Here is a 25,691-nt window from a genome sequence, read left to right on the forward strand (position 1 = left end):
ATCTAATTTTATATTTAAAATGAAACTAATCGCTTGGAATTGCAACATGGCATTCAGAAAAAAAGCTCAATATATTCATGCTTTGAATCCTGATATTGCCGTAATTTCTGAGTGTGAAAGTCCTGAAAAACTCAAATTTTCAGATAGCATAAAATTACCTTCGGATATCCTTTGGTACGGCACAAATCCAAATAAAGAAATTGGCGTTTTTTCGTTTGGAGATTATAAATTTCAATTGTTAGAATGTCATAATCCAACTTTCAAAAATATTCTTCCAATTGCCGTAACAGGTGGGAAAATTGACTTTACTTTATTTGCAATTTGGGCAAATAATCCCGCTGATAAAGATGGCGCTTATGTAACCCAGATTTGGAAAGCGATTCATTTTTATGAAGATTTAATCAAAGAAACTAAAACCATTTTAATTGGCGATTTCAACAGCAACACCATTTGGGACAAACCGCGAAGAGAAGGAAATCATACTACGGTCGTAAATAAATTAGCCAAAAAGAACATCTTCAGCACTTATCATAAATATTTCAATCAAATTCAAGGCAAAGAAGAGCATCCAACTTTATATCTTTATCGACACGAAAACAAACCTTATCACATGGATTATTGTTTTGCCTCAAATGATTTTATGGAAGTTTTAGAAAGTGTCGAAGTCGGGAATTATAAAGATTGGACGTTATACAGCGACCACAAACCTTTAATCATTAAATTTAATATATAAACCATGAACAACTGGACAAAAAGATGGGACGACCGGTACAGCAGTGAAGAATTTGCATACGGCGAAGAACCCAATAATTTTTTAAAAGAACAACTAGAAAAACTAAGTCCTAGCACCATTCTTTTTCCTGCCGAAGGCGAAGGAAGAAATGCCATTTTTGCTGCAAAATTAGGCTGGAAAGTGGTTGCTTTTGACATTAGCGAAGAAGGTAGAAATAAAGCACTTCTTTTAGCAAAAAACAACAATGTTTCAATTGATTATCAAGTTGGAGAATTGGAAACTTTAGATTTTCAAGAGGAACAATTTGATGCGATCGCTTTAATCTACGCACATTTTCCAGCTGAGATAAAATCTAAAATTCATAAACAACTTGATAAACTTTTAAAGAAAGACAGAATAATTATTTTTGAAGCTTTCAGCAAAAAGCATTTAGAATACGTTACTAAAAATGAAAAAGTTGGCGGACCAAAAGACATCGAATCTTTATTTTCAATAGAAGAAATCAAAGCTGATTTTCCTAATTATGAAATCATCGAATTAGAAGAAAAAGAAATCGAACTTAACGAAGGTTTATACCATAACGGAACTGGTTCTGTAATTCGATTTATTGGCAGAAAAAAATAAATTATACTCGACGTAGAGACGCATGCGGTTAAAACGCACTACAGTGCGTCTCTACAAAAAAATCAAAATTTTTACAATAAGAAACCTTAGCATCTTAGAATCTTAGCAACTTAGAACCTTAAAAATACTTATGTTCCATAATTTCAGATCTCAACTCTGAAACTTCCAAAATCCCAACACGTTTTCCTTCTGTTTTAATTAACGATTCTTTTTTTAGACTTGATAGAATACGTATGGCCTGTTCTTCTGTAGTTCCCGCAAAATCGGCAATTTCTTTTCGCGAAAGCTCAATATCAATCAAACAATTAGTTTGTCCGAATTTACGATGAATATAAAGCAACAAATCAATTACACGTTCGCGAACATTCATGTGTGCAATCTTGCGGATATTGTTTTCGCTTTTGTTCAATTCTTCGGCATAAAACAACATTAAAGCATAAGTAAATTCAGGAACTTGCTGTAAAATTTCGAGCATTGTTTCGTTACTGAAATTACATAAAACCGTATCTTCTAATGCGTAAGCTCCAATTAAATATTTTTTTCCAGTTCCAAATCCGCGGAAACCGATAATGTCGCCATTTGTGGTTAAACGAACTATTTGTTCACGACCATTGATTCCGGTTTTTACTGTCTTAGCCTTTCCTTTGCAAATAAAATAAAGCCCTTGCATTGGCGCGCCTTCAATAATAAACCGATCCGATTTTTTACAGATGATATTTTTCTTTTTAGAAATGTAAGCGGCCATCTGCTCTAAATGCAGGTGTTTCTTGATAAAACAATTTTCATTGATGCAGGAATAACAAACGGTTTGCTCTTCTTTCATGAGTCCTAAATTTTAGCAGATTAAAAACTAATTTGTTGCCCCCATTTATTTTTATCAAAATTAGAAAAATAAATTTAAAAAATAAGTATTAATACGTAAAAATACTTATTTTTGCGTAAGTACTTTTCTAAAGTCAGATCAATCAATAACAATAGTATCTCTAAAAAGAACTCTAATGCAAACTACAAAGATCAAAACTACCTGTTCCTACTGTGGCGTTGGCTGTGGTATAATTGTGACCAACGATGCAAAAAATGGAGTAATGGTAGAGGGCGACAAAGATCATCCTGTAAACAAAGGCATGTTATGTTCTAAGGGGATGAACTTGCACTACGTAGTTAATGACACCTCTGACAGAATTTTGTACCCTGAAATGCGCGGAAGCAAATCCTATCCGCTGGAACGCGTAAGTTGGGATACCGCTTTGGACCGCGCTGCAGCTGTTTTTTCTTCTATTATAAAAAAACATGGCCCAGATAGCGTTGGATTTTATATTTCTGGACAATGTCTAACTGAGGAATATTACTTAGTCAATAAACTGGTAAAAGGGTTTCTAAAAACCAATAACATCGACACCAATTCCAGACTTTGTATGAGTTCTGCGGTTGTGGGTTATAAAAAAACTTTTGGAGAAGATTCTGTTCCAATTGCTTATGATGATATTGAACTGGCTGACACATTTCTAATTACAGGAGCCAATCCGGCTTGGTGCCACCCTATTCTTTTCAGAAGATTAGAAAAACACAAAGAGAAAAATCCGAAAACCAAAATAATTTGTATCGATCCTAGACGAACCGATACTGCTGCTTTTGCCGATTTACATTTGCAAATTATTCCTGGCTCAGATATTATTTTATATCATGCCATTGCCAAACGCATTATCGAAAAAGGTTACGTCGATCATGATTTCGTTAAAAATCACGCGGAAAATTTCAAACAATATAAGGATTTAGTTTTAAGCACTTCTTTAGAAAAAGCCTCTAAACTCTGTGGAATTCCTGTAAACGATATTAAACTGGCGGCAGATATTATTGGAAAAGCAAAAGGTTTTATTTCGCTTTGGGCAATGGGCTTAAATCAAAGTGCTGTTGGCGTTGATAAAAATACAGCATTGCTGAATTTATCTTTATTAACGGGACAAGTTGGAAAACCGGGTTCTGGGCCATTTTCATTAACAGGTCAACCCAACGCAATGGGCGGACGAGAAGTTGGCGGAATGGCAACACTTTTGGCCGCGCATAAAGATATTGCCAATCCAAAGCATCGTAAAGAAGTCGCAGATTTTTGGGGCGTTGATGAGATTTCGGACAAACCAGGTTTAACAGCTACAGAAATGTTTGAAGCATTAGAATCTGGAAAAATGAAAGCGATTTGGATTATCTGCACCAATCCGTTAGTGAGTTTACCCGATTCGAGAAGAGCCGAAAAAGCACTTCAAAACGCTAAATTTGTAGTAGTTCAAGATATTTCACACAATGCGGATACAGCCAAATTTGCTGATTTACTTTTGCCTGCTGCGGGTTGGCTAGAAAAAGAAGGAACGATGACCAATTCGGAGCGTCGTATTTCGTATCTCCCAAAAGGAATTAATGCTCCTGGAGAAGCACTTCCTGATATTGAGATTCTCATTCGCTTTGCGAAAAAAATGAATTTCAACGGATTCAATTTCAACAGCGCCGAAGAAGTTTACAAAGAACATTGTGCACTTACCAAAAACACTAATATTGATATTTCTTTCTTAAATTATAATCGTTTAAAAACCGAAGGCACTTTTCAGTGGCCAGTTCCAGATTATGGACATCCGGGAACACCGAGATTATTTACCGACAAAAAATTCTATACGCCTTCTGGAAAAGCGATTTTTAATCTTCCCGTTTCGATCGAAAATACGTCGGTGCAACCAAATGATGAATTCCCTTTTATTTTAACTACAGGAAGAATTCGCGATCAATGGCATACAATGACAAAGACTGGAAAAGTCTCTCGTTTGTTAACGCATATTCCAAGTCCAGTTTTAGAAATAAATCCAATTGATGCTTTCAAAAATGATATTAAAAATGGTGATATTGTTGTAGTTTCCAGCAAAAACGGAGAAGTCCGCGTAAAAGCAAAAGTTACCGATTCGATCAAAGAGAAAGTAGTTTTCCTGCCGATGCATTGGGGAAAACAATTAGAAAATGATCTAAATCGAACCAATAATTTAACGAATACTGTTGTCGATCCAATTTCAAAAGAACCTGATTTTAAATTTACTACGGTTTCCATTACCAAATATGTAAAACCATTTCAGAAAATTGCTATTGTTGGCGCGGGTGCCGCTTCCTTCCGATTCATACAAAATTACCGTGAATTCAATTCGACCGACGAAATTATTGTTTTTTCGAATGAAGTAAATCCGTTTTATAATCGCGTTCTGCTTCCAGAATACATGACTGGAGAATTCACTTGGGAACAGCTTTTAAAAGTAAAAGATGGTGAAACCTTCAGTAAACTGAAAATCACAATGAAAGCGGGAGTGGCAATTGAAAAATTAGACCCAAAACAAAAAACAATTGTAGACAGTCTGGGCGAAATTCACACTTTTGATTCTTTGATTTTAGCAACAGGAAGCCGTCCTTTTGTTCCAGAAAACGCACAGCTTCATCTTCCAGGACGTTTTACAGTCAGGAGAAAAGAAGACGCAGACCGTTTGAAAAAACATTTAGACAGCACCAATCTTCCTCCCGAAGAACAGCATGTAGTAATCATTGGAGGGGGTTTATTAGGATTAGAATTAGCCGCAGCTTTAAAACATAAAAAAGTAAAAACCACTATAATCCAGAGAGCTTCGCGCTTGATGGAACGCCAATTGGATCTAATTTCAAGCAAATTATTGGCCGAAGAAGTACAATTACGTGACATTCAGATTTATTTTGATAATGAAGTGAGCACCGTTTTTGAAACCGACAATCCGAATGAAATTGAAATTGCTTTAAAGAGCGGAAAGATCATTACGGCAAATGCAATTGTCTATACGATTGGCACTATTCCGAATATCGAAATTGCTCGTGAAAGCGGTTTAGCCTGTGGACGCGGTGTGAAAGTCAATCAGTATTTACAAACTTCAAATCCTGATATTTTTGCAATTGGAGAAATAGCAGAATTTGATAATAAACTGTTCGGAATCACTTCTGCAGCTGAAGAACAGGCCGATATTCTAGCTAATTTCCTTGCAGGCGATATTAGCAGTTATTACAAAGGATCGATTTTAATGAACATTCTAAAATTAGAAGACATTAATCTTTGCAGCATTGGCGATATTACAATTCCTGAAAATGATGATACTTACGAAGAAATTGTTTTTGCCGATTTGAAAAAACGCTATTACAAAAAATGCATCGTAAAAGATGATCTTTTGGTTGGTGCTATTTTAATGGGCGACAAAAATGAATTTGCTGAATTTAAAACAATGATTGAAAGCAAAATCGAATTATCTGACAAACGTAATACGCTTTTAAGAGGAAGCTCAAATGCAAAACCAGTTTTAGGAAAATTGGTTTGCTCCTGCAGTCAAGTCGGAGCTGGAAATATTGAAGAAACAATTAAAAGTGGCGTAAGTGATTTTACCGATTTATGCAAAAATACAGGAGCAGGTTTAGGATGCGGAAGCTGTAAAACAGAAGTTAAAGAGATATTGGCGAAGTGCAAATAGTTTTCAATCGCAGTTTTCAGTTTACTTTACTTTGAACATAAATTTTTAACGCAAAGTTCGCAAAGGTTTTTCGCAAAGTTCTAAAAGTTTGTTTAATTTATCTTTAAAAGTAGACAAAGTGCTCAAAGCTTTGATAATAGATTCTAATCACGCTTTGTGAACTTAAAAAAAAATACACACAGAACTATAAACCTTAAAAAACTTTGCGAAAAAACTTTGCGAACTTTGCGTTAAGATCAACACAATATAACGACCTGAAACCTGAAACTTGAAACAAAAAAACAAAATGGAACTAACAAGATTAATAGTAAAAGGAGGCGTTATTTCGCCAGGAGAATTGCGAGAAGTAGTTAATATCGCTTTTGAAGAAGGTCTAGATTCGATTTCTTTTGGTTCTAGACAAGATATTATTTTTCCGAAAGGATTTAAATCTTTGGATAAAACCACTTTAGGAAAACATCATTTTGTTTATCCAGATCAAAAAAGTGGCAACAATATCGTTTCTTCCTACGTTTCAACTGATATTTTTAGAAACACAAATTGGCTTACAGGAAACCGTTTTTTATATATTTTGGAAGAATTTAAAGAACAGCCAAAACTTAAAGTCAACATAACCGATCCAAAGCAGCAATTAGTTCCTTTGTTTACAGGACATTTAAATTTCATTGCTTCAGAGCATGAAGATTATTGGTATTTATATATTCGTCTTCCCAAATGGGAAAAAATAGAAGTCTATCCTGTTTTGATTTACAGCTGGGATTTGGCTAAAATTTATTACGAAATCGAAAAAATTTCAGACGAAGATGCAGCTGATATCGAACTGCTTTTCACTTTGGTTAGCGAAGCTTTAGACACCAACAACAGAACAATCGACAAACCATTGAATATCCCGTTTTATCCATTTCCATATTACGAAGGAATGAACAGAATGGGAATTGATCAATATTGGCTGGGATTGTACTGGAGAAACAATTTATACGATTTGGATTTCCTGAAAGAAATGTGTGATCTATGTTTTGAATGCAAAATCGGGAAAATCTGTATTACACCTTGGAAATCTTTCATTATAAAAGGAATCCCGAAAGACCGAAAACTAGAATGGGAAAAATTCTTAGGAAAACGCGGCATCAACGTTCGCCATTCTTTATTAGAATTGAATTGGCATTTACCCGTTGCAATGGAATGGGCTTTAAATCTAAAAACTTTTCTGGTTAGAACATTAGATCAATTTGATATCAGTACCTATGGATTGAATTTCGGGATTTCAGAATACAATCGTGACGGACATTATTTTACTTCGATTGTCATCGAAAAAAATGAACTTCCGACAGCTTTAGAATCGATAAAAATCAGAGATACTTATAATGTATTATTCGCCAAGAATTTCGATCCAAATACTCGTGAATATATTGTGCATTCACAAGATATTGACAAGCTCGAACTGCCGACTATTTTAATTGAATTAAGCCGAAAATATTTTGAAGAATTAGGAAATACAACATCTGAAACTACCGAAAAACAACAGAAAAAAGAAAAACCACAACAGGATATTTACCAATGTCAGGAATGCTTAACGCTTTATAATTCAGAATACGGAGACGAAACTCAAGGAATTCCAAAAGGCCTTTTATTTGAAAATCTTCCAGAAACCTATTGCTGTTCTCTTTGTGAAGCGCCAAAAAGCAATTTTAGAATTTTGGAAACAGTTGAAAATTAATACGTTCTATTATTTCTGTATTCAAAAATTGCGTATATTTAGCTTAACTAAGAATTTATATTAAAGCGTCATACTTCGAAAACTTTAATCTGCTTAGTAAAAATCGATTTTACTCAATAAAAAATATAGTTATGATAAAAAGAACAACACAATCTTCTGCTGATAAAGCTACCGATGTTCCAGCAGAAACAGCTGTAGAAAGCACTACAGAAATACAGCCAGAAACTAAGACCACAATTAAAAGGACTACTAGAACTGCAGTAAAACCAACAACTGCCAAAACAGCTACAACAAGAACGGCTGCTGCAAAAGCACCTGCTGCAACTGTCAAAACTGCAGCAAAAACTCCTGTAAGAGCAGCTTCTAAAACAGCACCGAAAGCTACTGTGAAAAAACCTGCAACCACATCTGCCAAAACAGAACCTATCGTTTCTGAAATTGTAGAAATTAAAACCAATGACGTGGCAGAAAACAAACCTATTGTAACTGTTGAAAAAATTGGCAAGCAGAAAAACGACATAAAATCAAAGCTAAAAGCTAAACTTAAAGCAAAAAAAGAGAAAGAGAAGAAAAGAGAAAAAGCGATTAAAGCTGTTATCAAAAAATTAGAGAAAGCTAAAAAAGCAAAACTAAAAGCAGCCGAAAAGAAAAAAGAAAAGGCTAAAAAAGCGAAAGCTAAGAAACTTGAGAAGAAAGCGAAAGTTCAAAAAAAGGCAAAAGCCAAAAAGAAAAAATAGTATTCTGAGAAAGGTTTGACTTTAAAAAAGTTGAACCTTTTTATATTTTCATTAGCAATGTAAATACAGTTTGTCATTTAAACGAAAGGAGAAACGACAAAATTATGCATTCATTATAAAAATTACCCCCCAATAGCAATCATACTACGGTTATCAAAATGTTTTGTAGGATCATTAATTTCGTTAACGGTAGACATTCCCGCGCGCACTTTCTTTTTATTCTGAATCGATTCTGAAATTAAATTGGCGATGGATTCTCCATTTCTAAAAGCCGTCAATAAATCGGTTTCTGAATTAGAGAAAAGGCAGTTTTTTATTTTTCCGTCTGCCGTCAAGCGGATGCGGTTACAGCTGTCACAAAACGGATTTGTAATCGAACTTATGATTCCGAAATCGCCTTGGAAACCTTTAATTTTATAATTTCTGGAAGTGAAATTTTTTTCGTCTTCTAATTTCAGCATTTCTTCTGAAGAAAATTGAGTTCCAACTAAAGATAGAATTTCTTCTTGCGAAACCATTTTGCTTCTGTCCCACTCGTTTCCAGCAAAAGGCATAAATTCAATAAACCGAACCGAAATAGGCAGAAACTGAGTCAGTTTCACAAAATCTACAATTTCATTATCATTAAAACCTTTTATCAAAACCACATTTACTTTTACCTGAAAATCATGATTCAGAAGTAAATGCAAATTATCAATTACTTTTTCAAACTGATTTCTAAGCGTTATAGAAGCAAATTTAGAAGCGACCAAAGTATCTAAACTCAAATTGATTTTTTGTACCTTAAACTCTCTTAAAACTTCAATATGACGATCCACTAAAATTCCGTTTGTTGTCATGGAAAGCGAAATGCCAAGTTCTGATAATTTAGAAACAATTTCAGGAAAATCCTTTCTGAGCAAAGGTTCACCGCCCGTTAGTCTTATTTTGTCAACACCATTTTTTACGAAAGTTTCGGCAATAGCAAAAATCTCATCGGCCGTCATTAAACTAGCTTTTGGAGATAATGCGATTCCATCCGCTGGCATGCAGTACGTACAACGCAGGTTGCATTTTTCCAGCAGCGAAATGCGCAAATAATTATGTTTGCGCCCAAAACCATCCGTCAAAATAGTGTTAGAGGCTGTCATGATTTTTTCCTTTTAAAATATGAAAAACATGCATTACGTGCGGAAAAACAGCATCCATAGATTCCCTCACTCCGTTTGTAGAACCTGGCAAAGCCAAAACCAGACTTTTGCCTAAAGTACCTACAACACTTCTAGAAAGCATTGCGTACGGCATTCTTTGCTGACCGTAATTGCGAATGGCTTCCTCGATTCCTGGAATTCTGCTTTCTAATAATGGTTCTAAAGCTTCTGGTGTAACATCTCTTGGAGATAATCCCGTCCCGCCTGTAAAAATTACCAGCTGATTTTCTTTAGCGAAAGCTTTAGTTTTTTGCTGAATAATATCCAATTCATCTGGAATAATTTCGTAATGAGAAGTTTCAACTCCGTATGAATCCAGTTTCTCTACAATTGTTTTTCCAGAACGATCTTCTTTATCTCCTGCAAAAATAGAATCGGAACAAACGAAAACTGCCGCTTTAATTACATTCGGGAATTTATTTTTGAAAGACGATTTTCCGCCTTCTTTATTAATTAATTTGATGGTCGAAATTTCGATTTCCTTATCAATTGGTTTTAGCATATCATACATGGTAAGTGCTACAATTGATGCGCCGTGCATGGCTTCAACCTCAACTCCCGTTTTGTAAACGGTTTTTACTTTAAAAATAATATGAATATCCAATCCTTCGACATTGTATTCAACAGAAGTAAATTCAATTGGAAGCGGGTGACAATCTGGAATGGACAAATGGGTGTTTTTGACCGCAAACAATCCAGCCGTTTTTGCCATTTCAAATACGTTTCCTTTTGGCACTAGATTATTCACAACAGCATCAATTGTTTCCTGCTTGCTTACTTTGACAATTGCGGTTGCTGTTGCGACTCTTAAAGTGCTTATTTTATGCGTAATATCTACCATTATAATTTCTTAGGTATTTTGTTTCCAAGTGAATGTATCGTTTTCAAACATTTCTTTGCCAAAAATCGGAACATCGGTTTTAATCCAGTTTACGATGGCTTCTGTTGCTTCATAAACTTGTTTGCGACGTGTTGCCGAAACAAAAACAAACAAACAGATTTCGCCTGCTTTTACAACACCTAAACTGTGGTAAATGTGCATACAGGTTAAATCGAATTTAGCAAAAGCTTTTTCTCGAATTGTGTACAAAGCTTCATTCGCCATGTCTTTATATGCCGAATAATCGATTGCTACGACGGTATTATCGTGAATAACATCGGCACGAACTTGTCCTAGAAAAATATTATGTGCTCCAATCGTATGTTTTGATTGATGTTTAGCGATAGATTCCGCTATAAATTCAGGAGCAATTGGCCCTTCTACAAATACATTTTTACTCATTTTTATGTTTTTTAATAAGGACTTTAAAAGCCGTTCATCAAACTTTTCAATTCCTTTGTTCTGCTAATGGTAAGCTGCATTCTACAATCTGCATACATTTTATTTGCTATAACACCACCGTCACCTTCAGAATAGCATTTAAATTTACAATTTGAATCTCTAAATTTTATCCAGTCTTTTTGAGCAGCAACTAAAGCTGTCTGATCTTTTGTCCCTAGTTTATTTTTCAGCTGATTATAAACTTTATTCAATTCTTTATCCGCTTTATCATAAGCTTCATAAAGCTCTGTTTCACCAGTAGCATCAACTTGGTTTTGTGAAAAACCGAATTGAGAAAAACAAAAAAACAAAAACAATCCGAAAATAACTTTTTTCATAGTAGCTATTATTTATTAATTAGAATGGATTTTTCATGCAACGATTCTTTCATCGCTAAAGCACCACCAGCAATGCTTTTTATATTTTTAAATTGATGCTTTTGAAGCAATTCAACTGCGATTTTACTTCTGATTCCAGATTGACAGAAAACGTAAATCGTTTGATTTGAATTCAGTTTTTTAATTTCATTTTCTAGATTCACCAACGGAATCTGAAGGCTGTTTTTCAAATTTATTTTTGGCAGTTCGTCTTCATTTCGAACATCTAAAAAAAGAACCTCATCATTTTCTAGTTCATCAAAAATAAACTCAAATTTTATCTCTTCAATCTCATTTTCAGATGAATTGTATTTCTGTTCGAAATCTTCTTTAGTCATTTCTATTTTTGAGCTCTTTTCGAAATCATATTTCTGTTGCTCATTATTCAAAATATTATAAATCAGAATCTTTCCAATCAAAACTTCTCCTACTCCAAGAATCATTTTTATGACTTCATTGGCCTGAAACATTCCGATAATTCCAACTGAAACACCAATTACACCAGCGTCCTCACAATTCAATGCACTATTATTTTCATCTGGATACAAACATCTATATGCTGGCCCGTTTTGATAATTGAAAACAGAAACTTGTCCCTGAAATCTAAAAATAGATCCATAAACCATTGGTTTATTGGTTACGAGACAAGCATCATTAATCAAATATTTAATGGCAAGATTATCTGTTGCATCAACAATTATATCGTATTTTTCAAATAAGGAAATAGCATTTTTTGCTGATAATTTTTCAGAAAAAGCATGTACTTTAATCTCAGGATTTAACTGCGAAATCATCAATTTAGCTTCCTTAGCTTTAGAATTTCCAACAACAGAACTTTTGTAAATTACCTGTCTATGAAGGTTCGAAATTTCGATAAGATCATCGTCAATAATTCCGATTTCACCCACTCCCGCTCCAGCCAAATAAGGCAGAACTGCAGCTCCCAAACCTCCGGCACCAACAACCAGAACTTTAGATTTCAGTAATTTGCACTGGCCAACATCTCCTATCTCAGGAAGAATAATTTGTCTGTTATATCGTGAAGTTTCGCTCATTAGTTTTAGTTTTATCCTCCGGCAAATGGTGGCAATAATGCTACAATATCACTAATATGTAAAGTATAATCTGAAGTTTTAGAAACTATTTTCTGATTCACAGCAACGCTGAAAGTCAGCGATTCAAACTCATATTTATTGTTTAAATCCTGTAATAATTGCTGCAATGATACTTCTTCCGAAAAAGATAATTTTTCGAATTCACATTTTGTTTTTTCAGCAACAGCTCCAAAATATTTAACCTCGATCATTTTTATAAATTTAAATTCTGAAAAATAAATTCGTCTTCAAAGTGTTCTTGAAAATACGAAATCCAACTTGATGTATTTCTCACTACTTCGCCAATCACAATAATTGCAGGCGATGATATATTTTTTTCAGCCACCAATTTAGTAATTGTATTGATAGTTCCAATTACTTTTTGTTCTGAGTTTTTTGTTCCATTTTGGATAATCGCAATGGGCAGATCGTCATTTCTGTTTTCTTGATAGATCGAAATGATTTCGTCTAATTTATGCATTCCCATTAAAATAACCACCGTTGCTGCCGATTTTGATGCTAACAAAATATCTTTTGACAATTTATGGTCTGATGTCGTTCCTGTAATAACCCAGAAACTTTCAGCAACTTTTCGCTGTGTCAAACTTATTCCGACTGAAGCTGGAACTCCTAAAGCAGATGAAATTCCTGGAACAATAGCTGTTTCGATTCCAAAATCTTCAGCAAATTCGATTTCTTCACTTCCTCTTCCAAAAACAAACGGATCGCCACCTTTTAAACGAACAACATGTCCATAACGATTTGCCATAGAAACAATCAATTCGTTAATCTGATCTTGTGTGTAAGCGTGACAGCCCAAACGTTTTCCAACAAAAACAATTTCTGCATTTGATGCATATTTCAGTAATTCTTCGTTTACTAAAGCATCGTACAAAACCACATCGGCACTTTTTAAAGCTTTAATTGCTTTCATAGTAATCAATTCAACGTCGCCTGGACCTGCGCCTATAATCGTCAATTTTGGTGTTTTTAAATTTCGCATAGTCTTCAAGTTAAATTGATATTCAGATCATTTAATTCGTCTGCCGAATTGATATTGGTCAAATGATAATTTTCACTTTCTTCGATATTGATAATCTGATGCGGCAATTTGGCTAGCAGATCCATCATTTTTAATTCATTAGAATCAATGGCTTCTTTTATAACCGGAACAATATTTTTTGAATAAATTCCGATTAATGGATGGGTTTTACTTTCGGATTCAAAAACTGTAATACCTGCTTCTTGAGTATGTTTTGAAATTAATTCCTGCAATAATTCGGTTGAAATTAACGGAATATCACAACTTAAAATCAAATTGAATTCGGTTTCAGAATGTGATAATGCCGTGTAAATCCCTCCCAACGGCCCTTTGTCTACTACTAAATCCTGTATTTTTTGATAGGGTAAATAATCGTATTCTTTTGATCCTGTAATCAGCTTAATTTGATCTGTTATGGGTAAAATTGCCTGAATGATATGTTCTATAAATGGTTTATCTTGAAACAAAACCAATCCTTTTTCTGACTGCATTCTGGTGCTTTTTCCTCCGCAAAGAATAAATACTGTTAGTGTTTCCATGGTTTTTTTGTTTCAGGTTTCAAGTTTTATGCTGAATGAGAAAAATTTACTCGCAACTTTAAAATTAAGTCGCCAAGCTGAATTGCTACAAAGCTTTGCGTGCTTTGCGGTTCAATTCAATTTATTTTCAAGGAAAAATCAATTTAACGCTTGCCATTAAAATTACTGTCCCTAATACCATTTTTAATGTTCTGTTAGAGAAAGAGCCACTTCCGTAAAAACCTCCTAACATTCCTCCTACTATAGCAATTGGAACGAGATAGAAACTTTCCATCGGAATAGTTTTCCCTCCTAAAAAGAATCCTAACATTCCGGCAAATGAATTCACAAAAATGAATAAACTCGATATTGCCGCCGATTCTTTTACTGATGCCCATCCTAAAAATAATAGAATCGGACTTAATATAATTCCGCCGCCTATTCCCAGCATTCCAGATAACAATCCGATAGCAAAACCAATTGCCAAAGCAAACGGAAGATTGATTTTTACTTCTTCTTTTTCTTTAAAATTAAAAACTCCAAACAATCTCAACGCTGCAAAAACCAATACAATTCCTAAAACAATTTTATAAATCGCATTATCTAAGGTGATAAAACCTCCAATAAACGCTGCTGGAATCGATGCTATCGCAAACGGATAAAATAGCTTGGGTTTGAAATAATTGTTTTTATAATAAAACAAAAACGAAATACTCGAAACAAATAAATTCAACAGCAAAGCCGATGGCTTCATTACAGAAACTGGAAAAGCAAAAATGCTCATCAAGGCCAAATATCCCGAAGCTCCGCCGTGCCCTACACTTGAATATAAAAATGCTATTATAATTAAGGCAAAACTGAATAATAATATATTTTCGGAAGTTAGGAGACTCATATTTTTGTTTAATCGTTTATTTGGTTTACTGTTTAATCGTTTTTATTTGCTATGTGTTTTTAATTATATAGCGCTTTTCGTTTTTTATCTAAAATCTATCTCTTTATTCTTTATTCTTTATTCTATCTAAAAAACTCTAATCAATCGGCAGAATCGTTACCGACTCGCCTTTTTTAATATTTTCGACATCCTGGGGCACTATTACTAATCCATTCGCTACAGCGAAAGAATTTAGCATTGCAGAACTTTGTCCATCTAAAATTTCAACACTTGTTTCATTGTATAATGCTTTCAAAAAAAGTGTTTTACCTATGTTATTTACGATGTCATTGTCTAATTTTCGAATAATCTTCGGTAAATGTGTATTAGAGAACCCCATACGGTTTTTGACTGCTGGATATACATAAATATAAAAATTGGTCAGAGACGAAGCGGGATTTCCTGGTAGCGCAAAAACCAAAGTATCTTTTTTAGAACCAAAAAACATTGGTTTTCCAGGTTTTTGATTGATCTTGTAAAAAAGCTCTTCTACTCCATTTTTCAATAGTGCTTCTTTTACAAAATCATAATCCCCAACAGAAATTCCGCCAGATATAAGCACAATATCATTCTTCTCAAGAATGGACTTCAATGCTTTTTTTGTCGCTTTTAAATTGTCTTTAACAGTATGAACTTTGATTTTATTAACTCCAATAGTCTGCAATGCAGCCTGAAGCATTACAGAGTTGCTTTCGTAAATTTTGCCTTTTGAAAGTTTTTTACCTGGTTTTACTAATTCATTTCCTGTGACTAAAATAGCCACTTTCGGTTTTTTAAAAACTGTTATTTCAGTAATTCCTAAACACGCTAAAAAACCAATTGCCGCCGGCGTAATCAATGTATTAGCTTCAAAAACAACATCTTCTGCATTAATCTGTTCCCCCTTACTTCTTACATTAGCAAACGGTTCTGGCATTTTTGCAATTAAAATTGAATCTCCGTTTACCATTACATGTTCTTGCATAACAACGGTATCGGCATCATTAGGAACATAAGCACCAGTAAAAATACGAACAGCTTGAGTCTCTTTAAGTTTTATATTGGCATGATCTCCAGCTTGAGAAATACCTACCACATCAAACTGATGTCTTCGTGAATGAATAAAAGCATAACCATCCATTGCTGACTGGCGAAAAGGAGGCATTGAAATTGGCGAATAAATTGTTTCTGCTAAAATATATCCCAAAGCTTTATGCACTGAAATTTTCTGAGTGGACAAAACAGAACTATTTGCTGCAACAATTTCTAAAGCTTCTTTTACTTCTATCATTTCTTTGGATTATAAAACTAAGTAAAAATACTTAATACAAATATAAGTATTTATCATTAGGTTGATTAAAAAATTTAAATTTTCTTTTTGCGATGTATAAAATTACTCTAATTTATTCAAAATCAACTTTAAATTCAAGTTTAGATTTTAAATAATAAACAGTAAAAAAGCTTTTCACGCCTTTTTTTGTCGTTTTTATCATTTAGAAATCTGTTTAGAGCTATTTTCAAATTAAAAATAAAGTGTAAAATACTACAATTTTACTTAATTTCTAAGATTTCTTTTAACATTTATTGTAAACTCAAAGATCTTGTCAACACCTTTAAAATAAGGCGATGAGTGAAATTATCTTTTTTAGAATATCTCTCTACATGCATATTTTTCAAAAAAAAATCAACAAACTTTTGGTTTTTATTATATAAAATTTAACTTTGTCTATAGGATTAGTAGAGTTTAAGATAATATTTCCAACTATAAAAATTATTATTGTGAAAACAACAGAAAGCATATCGCGTTACATTCTTCCTAAAAAATACACTTATAGCACTATTTGTTATATGTGTTTCTGTTGTTAATAATCTACCTTTATTTTGTTTGCCTTTAGAATACATATCAAAGCAAATCAAAAAAAAACACCACCAAAAATATTTACTGAATTTTAACCAAAAATCTCTCCGATGCATTCAATTGTGTTGGATCAGATTCTTGAAATCCTACCTATTATTCAACAAATTAAATAACTAACAACTAAAAAAACTAAAATGAAAACATTGCAAACGTGCTGCTGTAAATAAAAAAAGCCATTTCTGCGGCAACAGAAATGGCAAGGCTTAAAGAACATTTATCACTAAATCAAGAACACTTTTAGAGTGCTGTATAAACAGTGCTCAGGGCGTCTTGTTAATTACTTAAAACCAACACAAAGAAATGAAAAAAAAGTTAAACATACACATACTGCTGTTTCTACTCTTGATAATGGCAGGATTACAAGCCCAAAATACCACGCCGCTTATCCAATCTAAACTTGACGGAACTGTTGTAGATGCCATTACAAATCAGCCTATTATAGGTGCTTCTGTAACCATTAAAGGAACAACTCACGGGGTTGTAACCGATGCAGAAGGAAAATTTTATTTTCAGACGGGACAGAAATTTCCTTACACTTTGATTGTAACTTACATCGGATATAAAAAAATTGAAGTAATTGTTGAGAAAAATCCAGTAATCATTAACCTTAAAGAAGAACGCCAAGAACTAGACGAATTGGTTGTGGTAGGTTACGGAACTCAAAAAAGAAAAGACATTACAGGTTCTGTAGCTTCAGTTCCAAAAGCCAATTTATCTCAAGTAACTTCATCGGCAGATAATCTTTTAAGAGGTGCTGTTGCGGGAGTTGTAGTTACGCAAAGTTCTGGTCGTCCGGGTGCTTCTTCTAGCGTTCGTATTCGTGGAGGGAACTCTATTACTGCTGGTAACGAACCTTTATATGTTGTAGACGGAATCTTAATTTACAATGACAACAGTAACAGCGGCGCTGGAGTAACGTATGCTGGTGCTAGTGTAAATGTCCTGTCAACTATAAACCCTGCCGATATTGAATCGATAGAAGTCCTAAAAGATGCATCGGCGACCGCTATTTACGGTTCTCGCGGTGCAAACGGAGTTGTAATTATTACGACTAAAAAAGGAACAAAAGGACAAGATAATATCTCGTACCAAGGCTATTTCGGTTTCCAGAATATTTCAAAAAAATTAAAATTAATGAATGCCAGCGAATGGGCAAGTTTAAGAAACGACGTCCAAGCAAGTATTGGCCAAGCTCCTTCTTTTTCAGCTGCCCAAATCGAAGCTTTAAAGACTTCTGGAAATTACGATTGGCAATCGGCAGCATTTGTAACTGCAGCACCTGTTCAAAGTCATAATCTATCTTTTTCTGGCGGTGACGAAAAATCAAGATATGCTATTTCGGCAGGTTATTTTGATCAGGATGGTATTGTATTAGGTTCTGATTTTAAACGTATTTCACTACGCGCCAATTATGAACGAAACTATTCGCAGAAATTCAAATTTGGCGTAAATGCAAACTATACCAATTCAATTGCAAACGGAGTGGGTACAAATGGTGGTGCAGCAGCTGGAAGAAATCCAAACCCGCTTGTAAGTGTGGTTTTGAATGCTCCTGTTGTTCCTATTAAAAATGCAGATGGAAGCTATAATGTAACTGACAATCCTTACGCAACTTCTGTAAATGGTTATATTCCGAACCCAATTAACGACTTGGATAATACAACTAACGAAACTAAACTAAACAGAATCCTAACTAGTTTATTTTGCGAATATAAATTCAACAAAGAATTAACTGCGAAAGTGGCAGTGAGTGGTGATGTTTTAAACACAAAACAAAATTACTATGCTCCTTCAAACACAACGACAGGAGCCGGGACAAAAGGTTTAGCTTCTATCGGAGAAAGATCTGTCGGTTCTGTTTTGAATGAAAACACATTAAATTACAACACCCATTTTGGCGAAAATCATAAATTTTCTGCTTTAGGAGGTTATACGCTTCAATATACAAAAGGCGAAGTTGTAAATGCTGGAGCTCAAACTTTTGTTAATGATGCCAATACTTACAATGCTATTCAAGATGGTGTTCCAGTAAAACCATATAGTGATGCTTATGAAAGTGTTCTAAAATCTTGGTTAGCGAGAGTAAATTACTCTTATAAAGGAAAATACAATTTAACCTTATCTGGACGCGCAGACGGTTCTTCTAGATTTGGTTCAGAATCGCTTTGGGGCTATTTCCCTTCTGCAGGATTTTCATGGAATATTACCGATGAAGAATTTGCCAATAACATTAAAGGTGTAACCGAAGCAAAACTGAGAATTACAGCGGGAACAACAGGAAACCAAGAAATTGGAAACTATCTGCCTTTGGCTTCAATGGGATCTGTAAATTATTCTTTTGGAGGAACATTATACACAGGTCTAGCGCCTACCCGATTGGCAAATCCAGATTTGAAATGGGAAAAAACAAATCAGTACAACGTTGGACTGGATTTATCCTTATTGGACCGAAAAATCAATTTTGTTTTTGATGTGTATTACAAAAAAACAAAAGACCTGTTAATTAATGTTCCAGTACCGTTGAGTTCTGGTTATGCGACAGTGCTTCAGAACATTGGAGGAGTTGAAAATAAAGGTTTTGAGGTTGGTTTAACAACTGAAAACATCAAAACAGAAAACTTCGCCTGGAACTCCAACATCGTATTTTCTTTAAATAGAAATAAAGTTACTGAGATTGGAAATGGTGTAAACGAATTTTTCCCAGTAGTTCCAAATGGTTCTTTGTTGCAGCAGCAGCCTGTTATTGTAAAAGTTGGCCTGCCTTTGGGAAGTTTCTGGGGATACAAAACCAACGGAATTTTCCAGACTCAGGAAGAAGTTAATACACAGCCAAAAATCAACAGTTTAGCAAATACAAAAGTTGGAGATAGAAAATATGTAGATACCAATGGAGATGGTGTTATTACAGCACTTGACAAAGGAAATTTAGGCACTTCTCAGCCCAAATTTGTTGGAAGTTTCAGTAACACTATTTCCTACAATGATTTTGATTTGAACTTTTCATTTCAAGGAGCTTACGGAGGAAAAATCTTCAATGCTTTAAATCAGCAATTAGAAATTTCGACTCTTGGAACCAATGCTGCGTCAACTCTGAATGACAGATGGACACCAACAAACCCGAGTAATGAAATTCCTAGAGCATCTAGTTCTCCGCTTGGAATTGTTTCAGAACGTTATGTAGAAGATGCTTCTTTCTTACGATTAAAACTAATCACTTTAGGATACACTTTACCTAAAAGCGTTTCTAAAAAATTGGGAACAAAAAGCGTAAAATTCTATATCTCAGCAGAAAACCTCATCACGTGGACCAAATACACTGGATATGATCCAGAGGTAAGTTCATACGAACAAAATAACTTATATCCGGGAATCGATTTTGGTTCTTATCCAAACTCCAAAACATTCATCTCGGGCTTGAACGTAACTTTCTAAGTAAAAAAATATATAATGAAAAAGATAATCATAACATTCCTTTTAAGTGCCGGTCTTTTCGTATCGTGCGCTGACCTTGAGGTAACACCTACCTCTTTTGTAACCGAAGACAATTATTTTATCACGCAAGACGATGCTACTGCAAGTGTAACTGCTGTTTACGCTTCTTTAAGTATTGATCCCGGTGAACAGAGTTTGTTTGGAAGAAACCTTTATTTCTTAACTGATATGGGTTCTGATTACGCAGCGGCAGGGGTTTCTGCTACCAACCCACAGGTTAGGGCAATGAGCAGTTTAACGCACGATGCTACTAATGACCGTGTTCAGGTAGCATGGAGACAAATTTACAACGGAATCAACAGAGCCAATGTGTCTATTGATAATATTCAAAAAGTTTCTGGTTCAGAAGTAATTAAAACTAGGTTAATTAATGAAGCCAAATTTATTAGAGGTCTCTTGTATTTTCAGGCAGTTCGTCTTTGGGGCGGAGTTCCTATTGTTTTACATGAAGCGACTTCTATCAATTTAGGTGATTTAAAAACCAATCGTTCTACGGCTGATGAAGTTTACAATCAAATCATTAAAGATTTAACAGATGCTGAAGCTTTGCCTAAAACCTACACCGCGGCAGATGCTGGACGCGCTACTTCTGGAGCTGCCAAAGCCATTTTAGCAAAAGTATATCTGACTCGAAAAGACTGGCCAAATGCTATTGCAAAATCTAGAGAAGTAATTGATGGCGGTTACGGATATGCTTTGTTTGAAGATTTTCAGGATATTTTCACCAAAACAAAAAAGAACGGAAAAGAGCATATTTTCTCTGTTCAATTTGAACCCAATCAAGCAGGAAACGGTTCTAGCGGAAGTACTTTTCAATCAACATCATTTACTGGGTTTACTGCAACAGAACCAGCAGATATTATCTCAGACGTAGCGTTGTTTTATGACATTTATGCTCCTGGAGATAAAAGAAGAGATGTGAGTTACGCCAAACAATTGTTGAATCCGACAACTGGAACACTTTATACTTTTCCGAAACCAATCTTCAAAAAATACTTGGATTTATCCAATTTGGCCACTCCTGGAAACGTAGCGATCAACTTTCCTGTTATTCGTTATGCGGATATTCTTTTGTCTTTAGCGGAAGCGATAAATGAACAAGGCGGACCAACGGCAGAAGCATACGAATTAATCAATCAAGTAAGAAGAAGGGCTTTTGGAAAGCCTATTACAACTCCAGATGCTGCTGTTGATTTATCTGGATTAAATCAGAGCACATTTAGAGCGGCGATTCAGGAAGAACGAAAAAAAGAATTTGTTCAGGAAGGACAAAGATGGTTTGACTTAGTACGATGGGGAACATTGGTTACTGAAGTGAAAAAAGTAACGGCTAAAAACTCGGTTTCAGAACGAAATAACCTGTACCCGATTCCGCAAAGCGAAAGAAACATCAACCCTGATGGATTACCTCAAAACCCAGGTTATTAAAAAATTTAAACACATAGAGACATAGATATAATTTTTAAAATAAAAGGAATTAAAGAGAAACATGTTTCTCACACATAGCTATGTGAATTTAAACAAGTGAAAAGCCTTTTACCACAAAGCAAGTCTATGATTCTATGTGTTGAAAAAATAAGAACCATTATTTAAATAACTAAAAAACTATAAACAATGAAAAAATTTAAAAATAGCATTGCAGTCAAAAGTCCGAAGAAAGGGCTTTTGATCACTGCTTTCCTGATTGCACAATTGGGAATAGCGCAGGAACAGACAGAATTTAAAGGAGTAATCGGAAAAACATTGGCAGATTCTAAAGAATATTGGCCAGATCCTGTAACAGCACCAAAAGGAGCTCCAAATATTGTTTGGATTCTTTTAGATGATGTCGGATTTGGAGCTTCAAGCACTTTTGGAGGCTTGATTAATACGCCTACTTTTGATAATCTGGCAAATAATGGTCTACGTTATACCAACTTCCATACAACAGCAATTTGTGCACCTACTCGTGCCGCGTTATTGACAGGAAGAAATTCAGGAAGAGTTCACGTAAGCGGATTTTCTCATACTATTTTATCTGCTGGTTTCCCAGGTTGGGACGGAAGAATTCCTTCTGATAAAGGAACAATTGCAGAGATTTTACGTGACAACGGTTACAACACTTTTGCAGTTGGAAAATATGGTGTTACGCCAGATGAAGATGCTACAGATGCAGGTCCGTTTGACAGATGGCCAACTGGAAAAGGCTTCGATCATTTCTACGGATTCTTAGGTTCTCAAACCGATCAGTACAATCCTGATTTAGTGGAAGATCAAGTTCATATTAAACCTGACGGACGTCATTTAAACGAATTGATTACAGACAAAGCCATCAGTTATATTCAGAAACAGCAAAAAGCGGCACCAGGAAAACCTTTCTTCTTGTATTATGCGCCGGGAGCAGTTCACGCGCCTCATCAGGTAGCTGAAAAATGGGTGGAGCCTTATAAAGGAAAATTTGATGAAGGCTGGGATGTTTACCGCGAAAAAGTATTGGCAAACCAAAAGAAATTGGGAATATTTCCTCAAAATGCAGGACTGCCAGATCGCAACGCTTTAATTACTGAATGGAAAAAATTAACTCCAGACCAAAAGAAAGTATACGCAAGATTCATGGAAGTTTATGCCGGATTCCTAACGTATACCGATTATGAAATTGGAAGAGTTGTGGATTATTTAAAACAAAGCGGACAGCTGGACAACACTTTAATTTTTGTGGCAATTGGTGATAATGGAGCCAGTAAAGAAGGAACATTGCAAGGAACAATCAACCAGAGTTTGTTTGCTCAAGGAAAAACGGATGAAGAAAACTTTCAAAGTAATTTGAACAATATCGGCGAAATTGGAACGGCAAAAGGTTTAAACACCAATTATCCTTTAGGATGGGCACAAGCAACCAATGCTCCTTTCAAAAACTGGAAACAAGATGCGCAATCTGAAGGCGGAACTCGTAATCCTTTAATTGTTTTTTATCCAAACGGAATTAAAGATAAAGGCGGCATTAGAAACCAATACAGCCATGTAACCGATTTGCTTCCTACTACTTTGGCTATTGCCGGAATTAAAGCTCCAGAATATATCAAAGGAATCAAACAAGATATTATTCAAGGTTCTTCTTTCCAAGCTTCTTTGGATAATCCGAAAGCCGAATCATTACACAAAGTGCAGTATTACTACATTTTTGGAAACAGAGCAATTTATAAAGACGGATGGAAAGCTTCTGCAGCACATTTACCAGATTCTTTTGCTGTAAAAAAATCTTTGGGAAGCAACGAAAAACCTGCTCCAAGCAATTTTGATACAGATGTTTGGGAACTATACAATCTAAACGAAGATTTTAACGAACGTAACAATCTGGCGAAAAAATATCCTGAAAAACTGGCTGAACTTCAAAAGCTATTTGACGAACAAGCCAAAGAAAACAACGTCTATCCTTTGATCGATTGGCAGGATGTTTACAATAGAAGAATTCACAATACAAGCGCCGACAAAGGAAAAACAGTTTCTGACTTAATCAAACAAGCAACTAAACCTGGAGGAACCAATAATTAATTATACCCAACCTGCAAGGTTTTGAAAACCTTGCAGGATATAAAAACATACGATTATGAAACGAGTAGATTATGAAATTATAGGAAAAAAGATTGTCGTGGGGATAATCTTGTTTTTAGTTCCACTGGCAATTCTAGCTGGCGGATTAGCAGTAATAAATCAATTTTTAAAATAAGAAATCATGGCTATAGTTCAAAAAGAAAAATTAACAAGAGACTTAACAATAAGCTTCTTCATTTATTCATTGCCTGTCGTGGCAATTTATCTGTATTTTAAACTAACAGGCGCAGCTGCAAGTGAATCGCATATTACACTGCCTTCATTTTTAGAGTTTGCACAGCCTGCTTTTGCAAACATTAGAACTTGGGGATTAACTGTTTTTATGCTGGTTCTAGGCGTAATTGAATTTGCAGCAGGATTATATGACGACGAATGGACAGGCGAAGAACGCAAAATAGATATCGTTTGTTTCTTAGCTCCAAAATTGCTTTTGCCTCCTGTAATTGCTTTTTTCAGTTTAACTGCTCTTCCTTATTTATTACCAAACTTAGCTAACTCATTGTCATGGGTTCCGTTTTGGGGAGGCTTTTTCTTAATTGCCATTGCCGACGATTTAACGCAGTACTGGTATCATAGATTGCATCACCAAGTTCCGTTTTTATGGCGTTTTCATAGAACACACCATTCGGCTCCGTATATGGGAATGGCGATGGCGTCTAGACAAAACTTTATTTACACGGTTTTCTTCTCTCAAATTTATTTGACAGCAACACTGACTTATTTAGGTTTAGGGCTTCCTGCCTTGTTTGTTTTAGTAATTAAAAGTTTTATCACTTTGGGAGCGCATTCTAGCATTCCATGGGATAAGCCTTTCTACAAATACAAAGTATTGCATCCAATTGCGTGGGTTTTAGAAAGACTGATTTCTACTCCTGCCACACATCAAGCGCACCACGCAGATACAAGTGGAGATGGTGTGGGACACTTTAAAGGCAATTTCGGAAACATGTTTTTTATCTGGGATATCATTTTTGGAACGGGATTGATTACTCGAAAATATCCTAAATCATTTGGAACAAAATCGTACAAACAAGAAGAATGGTACGCGCAGTTTCTTTGGCCAATTTTTAAATCCAAAAAAGAAGGAAGCTGTCTTGCCGATGGAGTATTATCACTTCCGTTAAAACCTAAGGCAGTTGCCGAAGAAACTCCTAAACCTGTTTTAGAACAAGTATAATATTTACTGATATGAAAAATCAATTTTTAAAAACCAGTATAACAGCAATTGCCTTTTTATGGGCAGTTGCTGCTTTTTCGCAAAATGAAAGTCATAGTTCATTGTCATTAGATTCATTTTATTCGAAAATAAAAAGTCAAAAAAATCCGCAAATTGTCGATGCGAGAACTCCTGACGAATTTGCATTGAATCATATTGAAGGTGCCGTAAACTTTAATCTTCAATCTGAAAACTACGCGCAATCTATTGCTAAACTAGACAAATCCAAACCTGTTTTTATCTATTCTATCGGAGCTGGCCGAAGTGTTGCTTTAGAAAAAGAATTATTAAAAAATGGTTTTTCAGAAGCCTATAGTTTAGAAGGCGGAATTGCCAACTGGATTGGAAACGGAAAGCCTTTTTATTCTAATCTAAAAAGCAAATTATCACTGGCAGAATTCAATAAAATCATTGCCGATAACAAGACCGTTCTGGTAGATATTGGTTCCAAATACTGCGGTCCTTGTAAAAAAGTAAAACCAGTTCTAGAAACCATACGATCAGAATATGGAACAAATTTAAAAATCGTAGAAATTGAACTGGAAGACAGCCCGCAAGTTATTGCCGATTTAAAAACTGTAAAAGTTTTCCCGACCTTGATTTTATATCAAAACGGAAAAATTGTTTTTAAGAAAGAAGGCATCAACGATTTGAAAAATGAAGTTGATGTTGCATTGGCTTCTAAATAGAGAGC

Annotated in this window: 21 protein-coding genes; 10 read left to right on the forward strand and 11 right to left on the reverse strand. The window is 34.9% G+C overall.

The features are described from left to right. Window positions 1-19 precede the first annotated feature (19 nt). Together M0M44_RS21505 and M0M44_RS21510 are read left to right on the forward strand one after the other, a co-directional pair. On the forward strand, window positions 20-733 hold the full coding sequence (locus M0M44_RS21505) for an endonuclease/exonuclease/phosphatase family protein (protein WP_248727565.1): 714 nt from the start codon (window positions 20-22) through the stop codon (window positions 731-733). A 3-nt stretch (window positions 734-736) separates the two neighbouring features. After that, a complete protein-coding gene (locus M0M44_RS21510) occupies window positions 737-1,357 on the forward strand; it encodes a class I SAM-dependent methyltransferase (protein ID WP_248727566.1) in 621 nt (206 codons plus the stop codon). Between the two features lie 118 nt (window positions 1,358-1,475). Here the strand turns inward: M0M44_RS21510 and M0M44_RS21515 are convergent, their stop codons facing one another. Further along, window positions 1,476-2,180, reverse strand: coding sequence for a Crp/Fnr family transcriptional regulator (locus M0M44_RS21515; RefSeq protein ID WP_248727567.1), 705 nt, complete (start codon window positions 2,178-2,180; stop codon window positions 1,476-1,478). A gap of 175 nt (window positions 2,181-2,355) precedes the next feature. Here M0M44_RS21515 and M0M44_RS21520 point away from each other — a divergent pair, with 175 nt between their 5' ends. The 3 genes from M0M44_RS21520 to M0M44_RS21530 all read left to right on the forward strand — a co-directional run bounded on the left by M0M44_RS21520 (window position 2,356) and on the right by M0M44_RS21530 (window position 8,325). Beyond that, complete coding sequence (locus tag M0M44_RS21520; RefSeq protein WP_248727568.1) at window positions 2,356-5,871, forward strand: nitrate reductase; 3,516 nt, start codon at window positions 2,356-2,358, stop codon at window positions 5,869-5,871. A 286-nt stretch (window positions 5,872-6,157) separates the two neighbouring features. Then, window positions 6,158-7,588, forward strand: a complete 1,431-nt coding sequence (locus tag M0M44_RS21525; RefSeq protein WP_248727569.1) for a rubredoxin — start codon at window positions 6,158-6,160, stop codon at window positions 7,586-7,588. Between the two features lie 131 nt (window positions 7,589-7,719). Then, the gene (locus tag M0M44_RS21530; RefSeq protein ID WP_248727570.1) at window positions 7,720-8,325 is read left to right on the forward strand and encodes a hypothetical protein; all 606 of its coding nucleotides are present in this window, start codon (window positions 7,720-7,722) and stop codon (window positions 8,323-8,325) included. A gap of 122 nt (window positions 8,326-8,447) precedes the next feature. Here M0M44_RS21530 and moaA read toward each other — a convergent pair whose 3' ends face one another. The 10 genes from moaA to M0M44_RS21580 form a co-directional block, all read right to left on the reverse strand. Next, a complete protein-coding gene (gene moaA, locus M0M44_RS21535) occupies window positions 8,448-9,455 on the reverse strand; it encodes a GTP 3',8-cyclase MoaA (RefSeq protein WP_248727571.1) in 1,008 nt (335 codons plus the stop codon). Further along, window positions 9,442-10,356 (reverse strand): bifunctional molybdenum cofactor biosynthesis protein MoaC/MoaB, encoded by a 915-nt coding sequence (moaCB, locus tag M0M44_RS21540; protein WP_248727572.1) that lies wholly within the window; start codon window positions 10,354-10,356, stop codon window positions 9,442-9,444. Before moaCB ends, moaA begins: the two co-directional genes overlap by 14 nt. 9 nt (window positions 10,357-10,365) lie before the next feature. Next, on the reverse strand, window positions 10,366-10,797 hold the full coding sequence (locus tag M0M44_RS21545) for a molybdenum cofactor biosynthesis protein MoaE (RefSeq protein ID WP_248727573.1): 432 nt from the start codon (window positions 10,795-10,797) through the stop codon (window positions 10,366-10,368). A 23-nt stretch (window positions 10,798-10,820) separates the two neighbouring features. Further along, complete coding sequence (locus M0M44_RS21550) at window positions 10,821-11,174, reverse strand: lysozyme inhibitor LprI family protein (protein ID WP_248727574.1); 354 nt, start codon at window positions 11,172-11,174, stop codon at window positions 10,821-10,823. Window positions 11,175-11,182: 8 nt separating this feature from the next. Continuing rightward, window positions 11,183-12,268 (reverse strand): HesA/MoeB/ThiF family protein, encoded by a 1,086-nt coding sequence (gene moeB, locus M0M44_RS21555; protein WP_248727575.1) that lies wholly within the window; start codon window positions 12,266-12,268, stop codon window positions 11,183-11,185. An 11-nt stretch (window positions 12,269-12,279) separates the two neighbouring features. Further along, window positions 12,280-12,519, reverse strand: a complete 240-nt coding sequence (locus M0M44_RS21560) for a MoaD/ThiS family protein (RefSeq protein WP_248727576.1) — start codon at window positions 12,517-12,519, stop codon at window positions 12,280-12,282. A 2-nt stretch (window positions 12,520-12,521) separates the two neighbouring features. Then, window positions 12,522-13,310 carry a uroporphyrinogen-III C-methyltransferase gene (gene cobA / locus M0M44_RS21565; protein WP_248727577.1) on the reverse strand — a complete coding sequence of 263 codons (789 nt, stop codon included), beginning with the start codon at window positions 13,308-13,310 and terminating at the stop codon, window positions 12,522-12,524. A gap of 5 nt (window positions 13,311-13,315) precedes the next feature. Continuing rightward, window positions 13,316-13,888 carry a molybdenum cofactor guanylyltransferase gene (locus M0M44_RS21570; RefSeq protein ID WP_248727578.1) on the reverse strand — a complete coding sequence of 191 codons (573 nt, stop codon included), beginning with the start codon at window positions 13,886-13,888 and terminating at the stop codon, window positions 13,316-13,318. Window positions 13,889-14,015: 127 nt separating this feature from the next. Next, entirely contained in the window at window positions 14,016-14,762 is a 747-nt protein-coding gene (locus tag M0M44_RS21575) for a sulfite exporter TauE/SafE family protein (RefSeq protein WP_248727579.1), read from the reverse strand. Window positions 14,763-14,898: 136 nt separating this feature from the next. Next, complete coding sequence (locus M0M44_RS21580; RefSeq protein ID WP_248727580.1) at window positions 14,899-16,071, reverse strand: molybdopterin molybdotransferase MoeA; 1,173 nt, start codon at window positions 16,069-16,071, stop codon at window positions 14,899-14,901. A 927-nt stretch (window positions 16,072-16,998) separates the two neighbouring features. On the opposite strand from M0M44_RS21580, the gene M0M44_RS21585 reads away from it, so the two are divergent. The 5 genes from M0M44_RS21585 (at window position 16,999) to M0M44_RS21605 (ending at window position 25,686) form a co-directional block, all read left to right on the forward strand. Next, window positions 16,999-20,130: a SusC/RagA family TonB-linked outer membrane protein gene (locus tag M0M44_RS21585; protein ID WP_248727581.1), complete on the forward strand. Its 3,132-nt coding sequence runs from the start codon at window positions 16,999-17,001 to the stop codon at window positions 20,128-20,130. A 15-nt stretch (window positions 20,131-20,145) separates the two neighbouring features. Further along, on the forward strand, window positions 20,146-21,618 hold the full coding sequence (locus M0M44_RS21590) for a RagB/SusD family nutrient uptake outer membrane protein (RefSeq protein WP_248727582.1): 1,473 nt from the start codon (window positions 20,146-20,148) through the stop codon (window positions 21,616-21,618). A 186-nt stretch (window positions 21,619-21,804) separates the two neighbouring features. After that, window positions 21,805-23,721, forward strand: a complete 1,917-nt coding sequence (locus M0M44_RS21595) for an arylsulfatase (protein WP_248727583.1) — start codon at window positions 21,805-21,807, stop codon at window positions 23,719-23,721. A gap of 181 nt (window positions 23,722-23,902) precedes the next feature. Then, complete coding sequence (locus tag M0M44_RS21600; protein WP_248727584.1) at window positions 23,903-24,958, forward strand: sterol desaturase family protein; 1,056 nt, start codon at window positions 23,903-23,905, stop codon at window positions 24,956-24,958. An 11-nt stretch (window positions 24,959-24,969) separates the two neighbouring features. Next, a complete protein-coding gene (locus tag M0M44_RS21605) occupies window positions 24,970-25,686 on the forward strand; it encodes a thioredoxin domain-containing protein (RefSeq protein ID WP_248727585.1) in 717 nt (238 codons plus the stop codon). Window positions 25,687-25,691: the final 5 nt, after the last annotated feature.

The sequence above is a fragment of the Flavobacterium humidisoli genome, assembly GCF_023272795.1.
Taxonomy (GTDB): domain Bacteria; phylum Bacteroidota; class Bacteroidia; order Flavobacteriales; family Flavobacteriaceae; genus Flavobacterium; species Flavobacterium humidisoli.